The organism is Marinomonas sp. ef1 (genome assembly GCF_002806845.1).
In the GTDB taxonomy this organism is placed as follows: Bacteria; Pseudomonadota; Gammaproteobacteria; order Pseudomonadales; family Marinomonadaceae; genus Marinomonas; species Marinomonas polaris.
Genome location: NZ_NHTT01000003.1, coordinates 112,914 through 125,699 on the forward strand (window position 1 = coordinate 112,914; position 12,786 = coordinate 125,699).

Annotated in this window: 13 protein-coding genes; 11 read left to right on the plus strand and 2 right to left on the minus strand. The window is 42.5% G+C overall.

Features of this window, described 5'->3' with window-relative positions:
* The first annotated feature begins 3 nt into the window (after nt 1–3).
* Nucleotides 4–687, plus strand: a complete 684-nt coding sequence (gene cmk / locus CCS02_RS05255; protein WP_072839926.1) for a (d)CMP kinase — start codon at nt 4–6, stop codon at nt 685–687.
* Between the two features lie 181 nt (nt 688–868).
* Nucleotides 869–2,551, plus strand: coding sequence for a 30S ribosomal protein S1 (gene rpsA, locus CCS02_RS05260; protein WP_072839927.1), 1,683 nt, complete (start codon nt 869–871; stop codon nt 2,549–2,551).
* A 133-nt stretch (nt 2,552–2,684) separates the two neighbouring features.
* On the opposite strand, the gene CCS02_RS05265 is transcribed toward rpsA, so the two are convergent.
* Nucleotides 2,685–2,933, minus strand: a complete 249-nt coding sequence (locus CCS02_RS05265) for a hypothetical protein (RefSeq protein WP_100185719.1) — start codon at nt 2,931–2,933, stop codon at nt 2,685–2,687.
* An 11-nt stretch (nt 2,934–2,944) separates the two neighbouring features.
* Complete coding sequence (tsaA, locus tag CCS02_RS05270; protein WP_100185718.1) at nt 2,945–3,664, minus strand: tRNA (N6-threonylcarbamoyladenosine(37)-N6)-methyltransferase TrmO; 720 nt, start codon at nt 3,662–3,664, stop codon at nt 2,945–2,947.
* A 132-nt stretch (nt 3,665–3,796) separates the two neighbouring features.
* On the opposite strand from tsaA, the gene CCS02_RS05275 reads away from it, so the two are divergent.
* The 9 genes from CCS02_RS05275 to CCS02_RS05315 all read left to right on the plus strand — a co-directional run bounded on the left by CCS02_RS05275 (nt 3,797) and on the right by CCS02_RS05315 (nt 12,770).
* Nucleotides 3,797–5,056, plus strand: a complete 1,260-nt coding sequence (locus CCS02_RS05275; RefSeq protein ID WP_100636022.1) for a glutamate-5-semialdehyde dehydrogenase — start codon at nt 3,797–3,799, stop codon at nt 5,054–5,056.
* A complete protein-coding gene (gene nadD / locus CCS02_RS05280; RefSeq protein WP_084122389.1) occupies nt 5,046–5,711 on the plus strand; it encodes a nicotinate-nucleotide adenylyltransferase in 666 nt (221 codons plus the stop codon). Before CCS02_RS05275 ends, nadD begins: the two co-directional genes overlap by 11 nt.
* 14 nt (nt 5,712–5,725) lie before the next feature.
* Nucleotides 5,726–6,079, plus strand: coding sequence for a ribosome silencing factor (gene rsfS, locus CCS02_RS05285; protein WP_072839932.1), 354 nt, complete (start codon nt 5,726–5,728; stop codon nt 6,077–6,079).
* 11 nt (nt 6,080–6,090) lie between these two features.
* Nucleotides 6,091–6,558, plus strand: coding sequence for a 23S rRNA (pseudouridine(1915)-N(3))-methyltransferase RlmH (gene rlmH / locus CCS02_RS05290; RefSeq protein ID WP_012070537.1), 468 nt, complete (start codon nt 6,091–6,093; stop codon nt 6,556–6,558).
* Between the two features lie 9 nt (nt 6,559–6,567).
* On the plus strand, nt 6,568–8,448 hold the full coding sequence (gene mrdA / locus CCS02_RS05295; protein ID WP_100636023.1) for a penicillin-binding protein 2: 1,881 nt from the start codon (nt 6,568–6,570) through the stop codon (nt 8,446–8,448).
* Nucleotides 8,441–9,562 carry a rod shape-determining protein RodA gene (gene rodA / locus CCS02_RS05300; protein WP_072839935.1) on the plus strand — a complete coding sequence of 374 codons (1,122 nt, stop codon included), beginning with the start codon at nt 8,441–8,443 and terminating at the stop codon, nt 9,560–9,562. Before mrdA ends, rodA begins: the two co-directional genes overlap by 8 nt.
* Entirely contained in the window at nt 9,562–10,617 is a 1,056-nt protein-coding gene (gene mltB / locus CCS02_RS05305; RefSeq protein ID WP_072839936.1) for a lytic murein transglycosylase B, read from the plus strand. The genes rodA and mltB overlap by 1 nt, the downstream gene beginning before the upstream one ends.
* Nucleotides 10,604–11,539 (plus strand): septal ring lytic transglycosylase RlpA family protein, encoded by a 936-nt coding sequence (locus CCS02_RS05310; RefSeq protein ID WP_100636024.1) that lies wholly within the window; start codon nt 10,604–10,606, stop codon nt 11,537–11,539. Before mltB ends, CCS02_RS05310 begins: the two co-directional genes overlap by 14 nt.
* 82 nt (nt 11,540–11,621) lie before the next feature.
* Nucleotides 11,622–12,770 (plus strand): D-alanyl-D-alanine carboxypeptidase family protein, encoded by a 1,149-nt coding sequence (locus tag CCS02_RS05315; protein WP_072839938.1) that lies wholly within the window; start codon nt 11,622–11,624, stop codon nt 12,768–12,770.
* Nucleotides 12,771–12,786: the final 16 nt, after the last annotated feature.

Consider the following 12,786-nt stretch of genomic DNA (forward strand, 5'->3'; position numbering starts at 1 on the left):
GTTATGATCAACCAAGGCCCAGTTATTACGATTGATGGTCCAAGTGGTGCTGGTAAAGGCACTGTAAGTCAGTTAATCGCAGAAAAGCTGGGATGGCACATACTTGATAGTGGTGCTTTATATCGACTACTTGCTCTTGCTGTATCGCATCACGGTATGTCTTCTGATGATGTTGAGACCTTGAAGGTCTTGGCCGAACATTTGGATATACAGTTTGAGCAGTCAGAAGAAGGTAAAGTTGAAATTATTCTAGAAGGCGAGATTGTTACTCAAGCGATTCGAACTGAAGAAGTTGGTAATTGCGCGTCTAAATTGGCGGCTATTCCAGAAGTTCGAGAAGGTTTGTTGCTACGTCAGCGCGCTTTTTCGCAATTGCCTGGTTTGGTGGCGGATGGGCGTGATATGGGGACGGTGGTTTTTCCTTCCGCGCAGATTAAAATATTTCTAACAGCATCGGCAGAAGAGCGTGCTCAGCGTCGCTTACAGCAATTGCAGCAAAAAGGCGAAGCTGTTAATCTAGATGAACTTGTTAAAACGATTAAAGAGCGAGATGAGCGAGATGCGAATAGAGCGATTGCTCCTCTTGTGCCTGCAGCAGGCGCTTTAGTTATAGATAGTACGGATTTGACGATAGAACAGGTTGTCGAGATGATTTTTGCTGAAACAGCAAAAGCAGGTCTCGTATAATCTGTTCTTTTTTGCGTCTACTTTTTTGCATCTAGAATGTGCTAGAATAGATCAAATGTTATTCAAGTCGATAAAGGTGCCAGCAAGCTTTTATCGCATCATCCAAAAAAATTGACCCACATTTGCTGGCAATGTGGATATGGCCTAGTTCTTTATATAGGCCGACTATATAGGAAATACAATGACTCAAAGCTTCGCAGAACTGTTTGAAGAAAGCCTATTAACCGTCGAAATGGCGCCAGGCTCAATTGTTACTGGTATCGTTGTTGATATTGACAGCGAGTGGGTAACTGTTCATGCAGGTCTTAAATCTGAAGGCGTAATTCCTCGTTCTCAGTTCCTAACGGATAGTGGTGAGTTCAACTTAAACATCGGTGACGAAGTTAAAGTTGCTCTTGATGCTGTTGAAGATGGTTTCGGTGAGACTAAATTGTCTCGCGAAAAAGCTAAACGTGCAGAAACTTGGTCTGTTCTTGAAAAAGCTTACGAAGAAAATGCCATTGTTCACGGTGTTATCAACGGTAAAGTCAAAGGTGGTTTCACAGTTGATATCGCTAACATCCGTGCTTTCTTGCCAGGCTCTTTGGTAGATGTTCGCCCAATCCGCGATACATCTCATTTGGAAGGTGTGGATCTAGAGTTCAAACTTATCAAGCTTGATCAAAAACGTAACAACGTTGTTGTTTCTCGTCGTGCCGTTATGGAAGCGACTAACAGCGCTGAACGTGAAACATTGCTTGCTTCTCTTGAAGAGGGTCAAGAAGTTAAAGGTATCGTTAAGAACCTTACTGACTACGGTGCTTTCGTTGATCTTGGTGGTGTTGATGGTCTTCTACACATCACTGACATGGCTTGGAAACGCATTAAGCACCCAAGTGAAATCATTGCTGTTGGCGATGAAATCGACGTTAAAGTTCTTAAGTTTGACCGCGAGCGTAACCGCGTGTCTCTAGGTCTTAAGCAATTGGGTGAAGATCCATGGGTTGCTATCAAAGCTCGTTACCCAGAAAACACTAAAGTAACTGCTAAAGTTACCAACTTGACTGATTACGGTTGCTTCGCTGAACTTGAAGAAGGCGTAGAAGGTCTAGTGCACGTTTCTGAAATGGATTGGACAAACAAAAACATTCACCCATCTAAAGTTGTTCAGATTGGTGATGAAGTTGAAGTTATGGTTCTTGACATTGACGAAGAGCGTCGTCGTATTTCTTTGGGTATCAAGCAGTGCACAATGAACCCATGGGAAGAATTCGCAACTTCTTTCAATAAAGGCGACAAAATCTCTGGCGCAATCAAATCTATCACTGACTTTGGTGTGTTCATTGGTCTTGACGGCGGTATCGACGGTCTTGTTCACTTATCTGACCTATCTTGGGACGAAACTGGTGAAGATGCAGTACGTCAATACAAGAAAGGCGATATGCTAGAAACAGTTGTATTGTCTATCGATGCTGAGCGTGAGCGTATTTCTCTAGGTGTTAAACAACTAGAGGAAGATCCGTTCCTAGCTTTCGTTGCTGAAAATGACAAGGGCACTATCGTTAACGGTACTGTCTCTGAAGTTGATGCGAAAGGTGCTGTAGTTGTTCTTGCTGAAGGCGTTGAAGCTACTTTGAAAGTATCTGAAATTAGCCGTGAGCGTATCGAAGATGCTACAACAGCATTGAAAGTTGGTGATAAAGTAGAAGCAGCGATCATTAACGTTGATCGTAAAGCGCGTACTATCACTCTTTCTATCAAGCAGAAAGATGCTACTGAAGAGAAAGCAGCGTTGAAATCTCATTCTGAGAAACAACAAGCTGAAACTAATGGTCCAACCACTATCGGTGATTTGATCAAAGCGCAACTAGAAAACCAAAACTAAGTTTTGATTTCTGGTTGTTGTAAAAAGCGGACTTAGGTCCGCTTTTTTTTGCTTATTTTTTTGAATTTATTGACAGGGAAACTATACACAGAACATGTGGATAACCATGGGTATAGACTTGGTGTATGTTTTTTTAGCGTAATGAGTTAAGTAGTTTTTCAGTGTCTTCTTCGTTCCAATTGTCTTTCTCCAGTAGCTCTTTGAGGGCTTTGCTTTGCTGTGCGTTATGGAGGTTTTTTTGGAATTTGGCGTAATGAAAGTCTTTTATTAAGCGTTCGTCGTGTTCTGAGCGATAAAGTGCCCGATTTTGAGTGTTTTCTATTCTCTCTTGATTGAGCGAGCTGATTTTTTTATAAGTATTTAAGAACTGCTTTTTATTCATCTCCTGCTCTCTTATTTGTCTTCTATACGAAGTATTTCAAAATGGTCGTTTCTTGCGCACCACTTTATATTGATATCCCAAAGCTTGATTCCGTGCTCTCTATTGACCTGTTCTGATAAGTAAGAGGGTCTAGGATCCTGTTCCACAATTTGTTTAATTAAAGTCGTTATTTCTCTTTTGTGCAAATTTTGATAGGTCTCGCATTGTGCTTTTGCGAGTTCAGAAAATAGTACGGGCTTTATTTGCATTTGCGCTGGTGTTGGGGCAAAGCCTCCTTTCGCATCGACAATGCTGTCTGCATAAGGCAGATAAGGTTTTATATCGAGAACTGGTGTGCCATCTAGTAAATCTGCGCCATGCAAATCAATAAAGATTTTTTTGTCTTCTTGGTAGATGCGCCCAATTTTCACAACGGATAAGCCTATCGGGTTAGGTCTGTGCGTGGCTCGTGTAGCGAATACGCCCATTTTTATTTTCCCCCCTAGGCGTGGTGGTCGTATTTTTGCTTTCCAGTTTTCTGTCATGCAGGCGTGAAAGACGAACTGGATCCAGATATGAGAGAATCCATCTAGCCCTTCTAATATGTCCAACCTGCTATAAGGAGGGATTAGCTCTAGGCGCGCTGTTGCTTCTGTTACCAGTCCTGGTTGTCGTGGTATACCAAATTTTTCCTTGTAACAAGAATGTACTATGCCAATGGTGTTGAGAGTAAAAGAATTGATGGGTGGCAATGGGGGATCCTTTCGTGAAAATCTGCGCTAAATGAATAAAAATATTGTGATAGTATACTGTCTTGATGAAATAGATCGCGACTTATTTGGTGATCTATTGTTTGTTCTTTTTACTTTTATTAGAGATTAAAAATGTCTTTAGAATCTTATATGAATCGAATTGGTCAGCAAGCTAGGGCAGCTTCTCGTCTTCTTGCTAAGGCATCCACAAAGCAAAAAAATATGGCGCTGTTTGCTATGGCTGACGCTTTGGAAAATGCTCGACCTCGATTGATAGAGGAAAATGCGAAAGACATGGAGAATGGTCGTGCTAAAGGTCTTGATTCGGCTTTGCTAGATCGACTATTGCTAAATGATGCTCGTATTGATGGCATGATTGAAGGCTTAAAGCAGGTGGCGTCACTGCCTGATCCTATTGGTGAGATATCAAATATGGTGTATTTGCCATCTGGAATTCAGCGTGGGCAAATGCGCGTACCGCTTGGTGTGGTTGGTATTATCTATGAGTCTCGCCCAAATGTGACCATCGACGCAGCAAGTCTGTGTTTGAAATCAGGTAATGCGACTATTTTGCGCGGCGGTTCAGAAGCGTTTCATTCTAATCAAGTTATTGCTGAGGCTATATCTGTAGGCCTCAAGTCTGTAAATTTACCTGAAGAAGCGGTTCAGGTGTTAAATACGACAGACCGTGAAGCGGTTGGTAAATTGATAACCATGCCTGAGTACGTAGATGTGATCGTTCCGCGTGGTGGTAGGGGCTTGATTAAGCGCATTAGTGAAGATGCTCGAGTTCCTGTGATTAAGCACCTTGACGGTAACTGCCATGTTTACATTGATGATGAAGCGGATTTAGTTAAAGCCTTCAATATTGCTCTGAATGCAAAAACACGTCGTTATGGTGTGTGCAATGCTATGGAGTCCTTGTTGGTCCATAAAGCAATTGCTCGCGATGTCCTTCCTAAGTTGATTTCTGCATTTTTAGATAAGGGTGTTGAGTTGGTGGGCTGCGAGGCAACTCAGGCTATGTCGGCTTCAATTGGTTCTGCTAGTGAAGAGGATTGGTATACCGAATATCATGCTCCTAAGTTATCTATCAAAATTGTCTCAGATATGGATGAGGCGATTGCGCACATTAATAAATATGGTTCTCATCATACGGACGCAATTGTTTCGCAGAACTATTCAAAAACACGAGCGTTTATGACGGAAGTGGATTCATCATCGGTTATGGTGAATGCTTCGACATCCTTTGCGGATGGTTTTGAGTATGGCTTTGGGGCTGAAATTGGTATATCTACAGATAAAATTCACGCTCGTGGACCGGTTGGGTTGTTAGGTTTGACTAGTCAGAAATATATTGTGCTTGGCGATGGTCATACTCGTGACAACTAGAGTCAACGATAGCGTGAAGGTTTCTGGGCTGGCCATTATGGGTGGGACATTTGATCCTGTTCATAATGGTCACTTAAGAACAGCGGTTGAGATTTTGGATCGCTATCATTACTCAAATTTGAAGTTAATACCCTGTTTTCAGCCTGTGCATAAAGATCGACCAAGTGTTTTACCTCAACATCGGCTTGACATGGCTAGGCTTGCTATCTCAGGTGATGCTCGATTGAGTGTTGATTCTCGTGAAATTGATAGGGAAGGGCCAAGCTATAGTATTGATACGTTGCGAGATCTTCGTGAGGAAATTGGTCCTGATGAATCGTTAATTATGGTGTTGGGAATGGATAGCTTTCTATCTCTTCCAACTTGGCATAAATGGCAACAGATAATCAAGTATGCTCACTTGTTGGTGGTGTCTCGTCCCGGTTGGGAACCTGACTTGATCTCTGAATTAAGCGGTTTTTGCGAAAACTATCGTGCCGCATCGTCGCATGAGTTACAATGCGCGCCCTCAGGGCGGGTCTGGTTCGAGACTCTTACTCCTTTGGGGATATCCTCTAGCATGATTAGAGCGCTAGCTCGTAAAAACGAGTCGATTGCTTATTTGTTGCCAGAGCCAGTCCAAAAATATATAGAACAACATCAATTATATCGATAGGGTAACGTAATTATATGAGTCAGCTTAACCTCACAGCAGATCAAATTTTGGCTTTTGCTGTTGAAGCATTGGAAGATGTGAAAGGTGATAAGATCACAGTATTGAATGTAGGAAATCATACAGACATGATGGATTACATGGTGATTTGTACCGGTACTTCAAAGCGCCATGTAAATGCTTTGGGTCAAAATGTATTTGAACATTTAAAAGGTAAAGGTCTTCAGCCATTGGGTTGTGAAGGTCGTGGTATGGGCAGTGATTGGGTGTTGGTGGATTTACATGACGTTGTTGTGCATGTGATGACAGAAGAGGCTCGAGCATTTTATGATCTTGAGAAACTTTGGGACATTAAGCCAGAACAAATGTAAGGCTCTTTTAAATGCGTGTTCGTTTGATTGCTGTTGGTAATAAGATGCCAAAGTGGGTGACTGAAGGTTATGATGAGTATGCTAAGCGCTTACCGAAAGATTTTGCGTTAGAGCTTGTTGAAATACCTATGTCGCCTCGTGGAAAAAACACTGATATACCAAAGGCAATCCGTAAGGAAGGGGATAGTATGCTTGAGGCTATACCTTCTGGAGACAAAGTGATTGCAATGGAAGTTCTTGGTAAAGAGTGGTCTACCGATCAACTGGCAGACCAGACTGAGCAGTGGCGTATGGATGGCTATAATGTGAGCTTGTTAGTGGGTGGGCCGGATGGTCTTGACCCTAGATGTACAGCTCGTGCTGATCAGACTTGGTCTCTATCTCGTCTGACATTGCCCCATCCTATGGTGAGAGTGATTTTGGCTGAGCAAATATATCGCGCCTGGACACTCATGAATAATCATCCGTATCATAGGTAAGGTGATGTTGTGAGTCGTCGACATCAAAACTTCCGTAATTATCGTCAAGAGCAACGACTGACGCAGCAGAGAGTATTTGCCGCCGCTGTTTTTGTTTTATTAATGGCTGTCGTGCTAATGGCTCGTTTGTTCTATCTTCAAGTGATAGAGCATGAATTATACCAAACCAAGGCTAACGACAACCGCGTTATGTTGGTTACAGAGCCACCTCCAAGAGGTTTGATATATGACCGCAACGGATTGGTGTTGGCTGACAATCGTCCTATACACAGTTTAACTGTAATACCTGAGCGGGTAGAAAGCTTTCCCAAGTTAAAGCAAATGCTTTCTGGCATTATCGATATTAGTGATAGTGAATGGGAGGATTTCGATGACAGGAGAAAAGAATATCGCCGCCCTTATCAATCCCTTACTTTAAAATCTCAATTGACTGATGAAGAGTGGGCAAAGGTTTCTGTTGATTTATATAAACTCGATGGTGTTCAGGTCGAAGCCCAATTAACCCGTTATTACCCATACGGCGAAGCGTTTGCACATGCTATTGGATATGTCGGTCGAATTACCTCAAAAGATTTAGAAACAGTTGATAAGTTAGCTTATCAGGGCGCCTTGTTTATAGGTAAAACAGGTGTGGAGGGTTTTTACGAAAAAACACTCTTTGGTGAGGCAGGTCTTAGTAAGGTAGAGGTGAATGCTCGTGGTCGGATCATGTCCGAACTGGAACGACAGAATCCAACTCCCGGTAAAGATCTTCATCTATATTTAGACGCAAGGCTTCAGCAATATGCTTATGATCTTTTAGGCGAATATACGGGCTCAGTTGTAGCTATAGACCCAACGACAGGCGGAATCCTAGCCCTAGTTTCTAAGCCTGGGTACGATCCTAATCTCTTTGTGCGTGGTATTTCAGTTGATGATTATGCAACACTGCGCCAATCTAAAAAACTCCCTCTTTTTAATCGAGCCTTACGAGGAGGTTATCCTCCTGCATCAACTATCAAACCTTTCATGGGGCTTGCTGGGCTTGAATACGGTTTTTCGTCATGGACCGAACGCTATTTTGCCAAAGGCTATTATCAAATAAATCCTGATGGTCGTCGCTATCGAGACTGGAAGCGAACAGGTCATGGTTGGATTAATTTAGAGCGCTCTATTATTGAGTCAGTTGATACTTATTACTATCAATTGGCTAACAAGATGGGCATTACTCCTATCCATAACTTTTTGACACGTTTCGGATTTGGTCAAACAACCTTGCTCGATTTGAGTGGTGAGAGTCATGGTTTGTTGCCTTCTAATGAATGGAAAAAAGCTAAATACAAAGAGCCTTGGTATCCAGGTGACTCTGTAAACGTTGGTATCGGGCAAGGGTTTATGGTGGCGACACCGTTGCAAATTGCTGCTGCGACTTCTGCGTTAGCAAGTAAAGGACATTACTTCTATCCCCGCATGACTCGGCTGGTGGGGGATCATCCTGCTGAGTTTGAGGATGGACTTGGTGATGAGCATGATATTGTTTTAAAGGATCAGCGCAATTGGGATCGCATGATTGATGCGATGCGCAAAGTCATAACAGATGCGCATGGTACAGCAAGGCGTTTGCAGGGGACTGATTACGAGATAGCCGGAAAAACAGGAACGGGCCAAGTATTTAGTTTGCAAGAAGACCAGGAATACGATGCAGATAGTCTTGAAAAACGTTTACATGACCATGCATTGTTTATCGGTTTTGCTCCGGCTCGTAATCCTAAAATTTCGGTGTTTGCTATTTTTGAAAATGGCGGCAGTAGTTCCAAGCCGGCTGATTTAACTAAAGCATTATTTGATGCTTATCTGCACGATGATTATCCAGCGCGTTACGATTATTTAAAGGGTGATAAAAATGACTGATAGCTTTTATCGCAGAGCGCTATCTTTTACCAATGCTCGCTTATGGCAGCTGGTTCACGTTGACGTTTTACTGATGGGATCTTTGTTGCTGCTTATTAGTGGAGGGCTTTTTATTCTGTACTCAGCCTCCGGGCAAGATGTGGCCATGGTTGAGCGGCAGGTGTTTCGATTGATAATAGGTTTGCTTATTTGTGTGGCGTTGGCTCAGTTGCCCCCTAAATATATGCGACGGGCTTCACCGACGCTATTTATTTTTATCACAGTGCTTTTGATTGGTGTGTTGTTATTTGGTGTTGGGGCAAAAGGTGCGCAGCGTTGGTTGGCTTTGCCGGGAGGGCTGCGGTTTCAGCCTTCAGAAATTATGAAGATTGTCATGCCTATGATGATTGCTTGGTACTTTTCTGACAGGCAGCTTCCTCCAAGTTTTAAACAAATATTGGCGGTTCTTGGTCTTATTGTTTTGCCAGTGTTGATGATAGCCAAGCAACCAGATTTGGGGACGGCTTTATTAGTTGCTGTGTCTGGTATTTTTGTGCTGTTTCTTGCCGGGCTTGGGTGGCGCTATATATTAGGTGCGGCAGCTTTAGCACCTATCGCTGGCTATGCATTGTGGCAATTTATGCATGATTATCAGCGTCAGCGAGTATTGACTTTTTTGAATCCGGAAAGTGATCCGCTGGGATCAGGTTGGAATATTATTCAATCTAAAACTGCGATTGGTTCTGGTGGACTTTATGGTAAAGGTTTTTTAGAAGGGACGCAGGCTCAGTTAGATTTTCTGCCAGAAAGTCACACAGACTTTATTATCGCTGTGCTTGCCGAAGAGTTTGGTATGTTGGGTTGCGGTGTGCTGATCTTGGCTTATTTGCTTGTTATAGCTCGAGGTTTGTATATTGCTGCAAATGCAGAAGACAACTATGCGCGGTTATTAGCGGGTAGTTTAACGCTTACCTTTTTTGTGTACATGTTTGTAAATATTGGGATGGTGTCAGGCATTCTGCCTGTGGTTGGGGTACCCTTACCACTTGTCAGTTATGGTGGTACTTCTATCATTACCATCATGGCGACATTTGGGATTTTAATGTCAATACAAACACATAAAAGAGCAAGATAATGATTAAGCAAGCTACGTTGTTGTTTCTAGCGCTTGGTCTAACTGCGTGTAGTAGTATGGATCATTCTACATTACCCTCGGATATAGGAGTTAGCGACTCACTTCTTGAAGAAATGCCCAAAGAATGGGCAGATTCTTATGCTGGAAATCCAGAGGTTCAAGTTTTTATTAATCAGCTGGTTAAAGAGCATGCTTATGATAAAAAGCGCCTCGAATTAGCTTTTTCTCATATTAAAGTGCGCCCGAATGTTATTTCGAAATCAGATAATCAACCTGAAGTTGTGACGCCTTACTATGAGTACAAAACTCGCTTTGTGAACGAAGAGCGGGCGAAACTCGGACGAGAATTTGCCAAGCGTAATGCTCAGTGGTTACGCAAAGCAGAACAGGAGTTTGGTGTTGAGCCAAACGTCATCGTAGCTCTTATAGGAGTTGAAACCTATTACGGGCGCATTACAGGGTCAAAAGATGTTTTTACCTCGCTTACTACTCTCGCCTTTGATTACCCGCGAAGAAAAGAATACTTCCAAAGTGAACTAAAAGCCTATTTGTTGCTTGCCCGTCAAGAAGGATGGAACATTGGCGAAACAAAAGGGTCATACAGTGGAGCGATGGGAATGGTGCAGTTTATGCCCAGTAACTATCAAAAACTGGCAATAGATTATGACAAAAATGGGCATATCGACTTGTGGGGATCCGAAGCCGATGCCATTGGTAGTGTAGCAAATTATCTTAAACATCATGGTTGGCAATCTCGCCAGCCTTGGTTTGTAATGGCTTATGTTGCGGATCCTGATTCTGTGGCGGATTTAATTAATCGTGGCAGAGCGCCTAGTGCTGACATGACTGAGTGGTCGGCGTTAAATGTGCTTCCAACTCAGCCTTTTATTCCTCAGAAGACGGGGTTAATTGGTTTGCGAACTGGGCCTGAAGAAGTCTCTTATTGGCTTGCGTATGAGAACTTTTTCACGATTATGGATTACAACCCTAGTAGGCGATATGCCATGTCTGTATTGGAGCTCGCTGAGAGTATAGGGACCTATGAAAGTAATTAACATGCTATTTGTTGCTGGCATTAGTTTGCTGGTATTGAATGGATGTATGAGCACGCGTCATGTTTTAGGTAAGGATGACGTAGATTATGAAAAAGCATCAGGTGGAGGGCGTTATTCCATTTTACAAGATCATGCTCCGACTGGTGATATCAAGGTGGATCATCTTCCTGATCTAGTTCCAAGATGGGAGGCGAAAAGCCGTGGTGGTAATAAGAGCCCTTATGAAGTGTGGGGTAAGAAATATTGGGTAATGGATTCTGCTCAAGGGTATGTGGCAGAGGGGACAGCGTCTTGGTATGGCAAGAAATTTCATGGACATAAGACCTCAAATGGGGAAACATATGACATGTATAGTTTTTCTGCTGCCCATAAGTCTTTGCCGTTACCTACTTACCTTAAGGTCACAAACCTTGATAATCAGCGCTCTGTTATTGTTAGAGTTAATGATAGAGGGCCGTTTCATGGAGATCGTTTGATTGATCTTTCATATGCGGCTGCAGCTCGCCTTGATTATCATAAAAAAGGTTTGGCTCGGGTGCGAGTTGAGGCCATTACGCCATCACAAGGGCAGTCTTATAATCCACCTAAAGTCGTTGCTAAAGAGTCAGTAGCTCCGCCAGAAGCCTTGCCAGCTAAGGTATCACCAGTTTCTTCGACAGAAACGGTAAATGCCCCATCTGAGTTGGTTTTTTCTCATCTCCAAATGGGAGCTTTTAGTTCGGAGGAGTCTGCGGATAAGCTCAAGCAGCGTCTTTTTGAGGCGTTTGATACGAGTGTTAAAGTTGTCATTAACAAACAAGACGATGGTTTATTTAAGGTTTTAGTTGGGCCTTTTACCGATCCAAATGACTTGGTTGAATGGCAAAAAAAATTACAACTAGAAGGCTTTGGTAACCCCGTAAGAGTTGCTTTAGTGCCTTAGGTACGATTTGTTTGGGCTAGAGATTCCTAGATGGCTCTAGTATCATTTGTTAACATTTTTTAAGAAGACGATATTTTTGAGTATGAAAAAACTCCTAGTTACTTTATCCCTTGTATTTTGCTTCGTGAGCGGCTCTGTTTTTGCTGCTCCTTCATTAATCCCAACGCCACCACAATTGTCAGCAAGTAGTTACATTCTTATGGATGCATATACTGGCGACATTTTGGTTGAACATAATGCTGATCAGGCCTTGCCTCCTGCAAGTCTAACAAAATTGATGACGGCTTATATTATTGAATATGAGCTAGCGCGTGGAAACTTATCATTGGATGATAAAGTAAACATAAGTGAAAAAGCATGGCGGATGGAAGGTTCGCGTATGTTTATTCGTGAAGGTACACAAGTTAAATTAGAAGACTTGATGCGTGGCATTATTATTCAGTCAGGTAATGATGCTAGTGTCGCTGCTGCGGAGCATATTGCTGGTAGTGAGTCTGCTTTTGCTGATTTGATGAATCAGCATGCTCAACTTCTTGGTATGACAAATTCACACTTTGTAAATGCAACTGGTTTTCCAGCAGAAGATCATTACTCGAGTGCACATGACATAGCTAAGTTGGCGCGTGCAACTATTTTGCAGTTCCCAGAAAATTACAGCATGTATGCTGAGAAAGAGTTCACATACAATAATATTCGTCAGCCTAACCGTAACAAGTTGTTGTGGCGTGATAAAACCGTTGATGGTATGAAAACTGGTCATACTGAAGCCGCTGGCTTTTGTTTGGCAGCCTCTGCAGTTCGAAACGGCACACGTCTGATTACTGTGGTTATGGGTACTAAATCTGATACAGCTCGAGCTATTGAGTCGCAAAAATTGTTAGATTATGGTTTTAGATATTATGAAACTCGCAAGCTATATAGCCGTGGTCAAGTGGTTAATAATGCCCGTGTTTGGGGTGGTACACAGGCTAATGTGAAAGTGGGTTTTGCAGAAGATGTACTTGTTACTATGCCGCGTCAGCAAGGTGAGTCTATTCCAGCAACACTTGATATGCATAAAGAAATTATGGCACCCATTGCTGTGGGTGATGTATTGGGTAAGATTGTTGTTGGTTCTGAAGGCAATATTTTACTAGAGCGCTCAGTTGTTGCATTAGAAGCAGTAGAAGAAGGTGGTTTCTTTAAGCGAATGTTTGATAAAATTAAACTCTTTTTTATGAACTTGTTTTAAGCCCTAATGGCGAGTG

Excerpts from the sequence above, each read along its gene's own strand:
- cmk (WP_072839926.1), top strand. The coding sequence starts at position 4 with ATGATCAACCAAGGCCCAGTTATTACGATTGATGGTCCAAGTGGTGCT.
- rpsA (WP_072839927.1), top strand. The coding sequence starts at position 869 with ATGACTCAAAGCTTCGCAGAACTGTTTGAAGAAAGCCTATTAACCGTC.
- CCS02_RS05265 (WP_100185719.1), bottom strand. The coding sequence starts at position 2,933 with ATGAATAAAAAGCAGTTCTTAAATACTTATAAAAAAATCAGCTCGCTC.
- CCS02_RS05275 (WP_100636022.1), top strand. The coding sequence starts at position 3,797 with ATGTCTTTAGAATCTTATATGAATCGAATTGGTCAGCAAGCTAGGGCA.
- rsfS (WP_072839932.1), top strand. The coding sequence starts at position 5,726 with ATGAGTCAGCTTAACCTCACAGCAGATCAAATTTTGGCTTTTGCTGTT.
- rlmH (WP_012070537.1), top strand. The coding sequence starts at position 6,091 with ATGCGTGTTCGTTTGATTGCTGTTGGTAATAAGATGCCAAAGTGGGTG.
- rodA (WP_072839935.1), top strand. The coding sequence starts at position 8,441 with ATGACTGATAGCTTTTATCGCAGAGCGCTATCTTTTACCAATGCTCGC.
- mltB (WP_072839936.1), top strand. The coding sequence starts at position 9,562 with ATGATTAAGCAAGCTACGTTGTTGTTTCTAGCGCTTGGTCTAACTGCG.
- CCS02_RS05310 (WP_100636024.1), top strand. The coding sequence starts at position 10,604 with ATGAAAGTAATTAACATGCTATTTGTTGCTGGCATTAGTTTGCTGGTA.
- CCS02_RS05315 (WP_072839938.1), top strand. The coding sequence starts at position 11,622 with ATGAAAAAACTCCTAGTTACTTTATCCCTTGTATTTTGCTTCGTGAGC.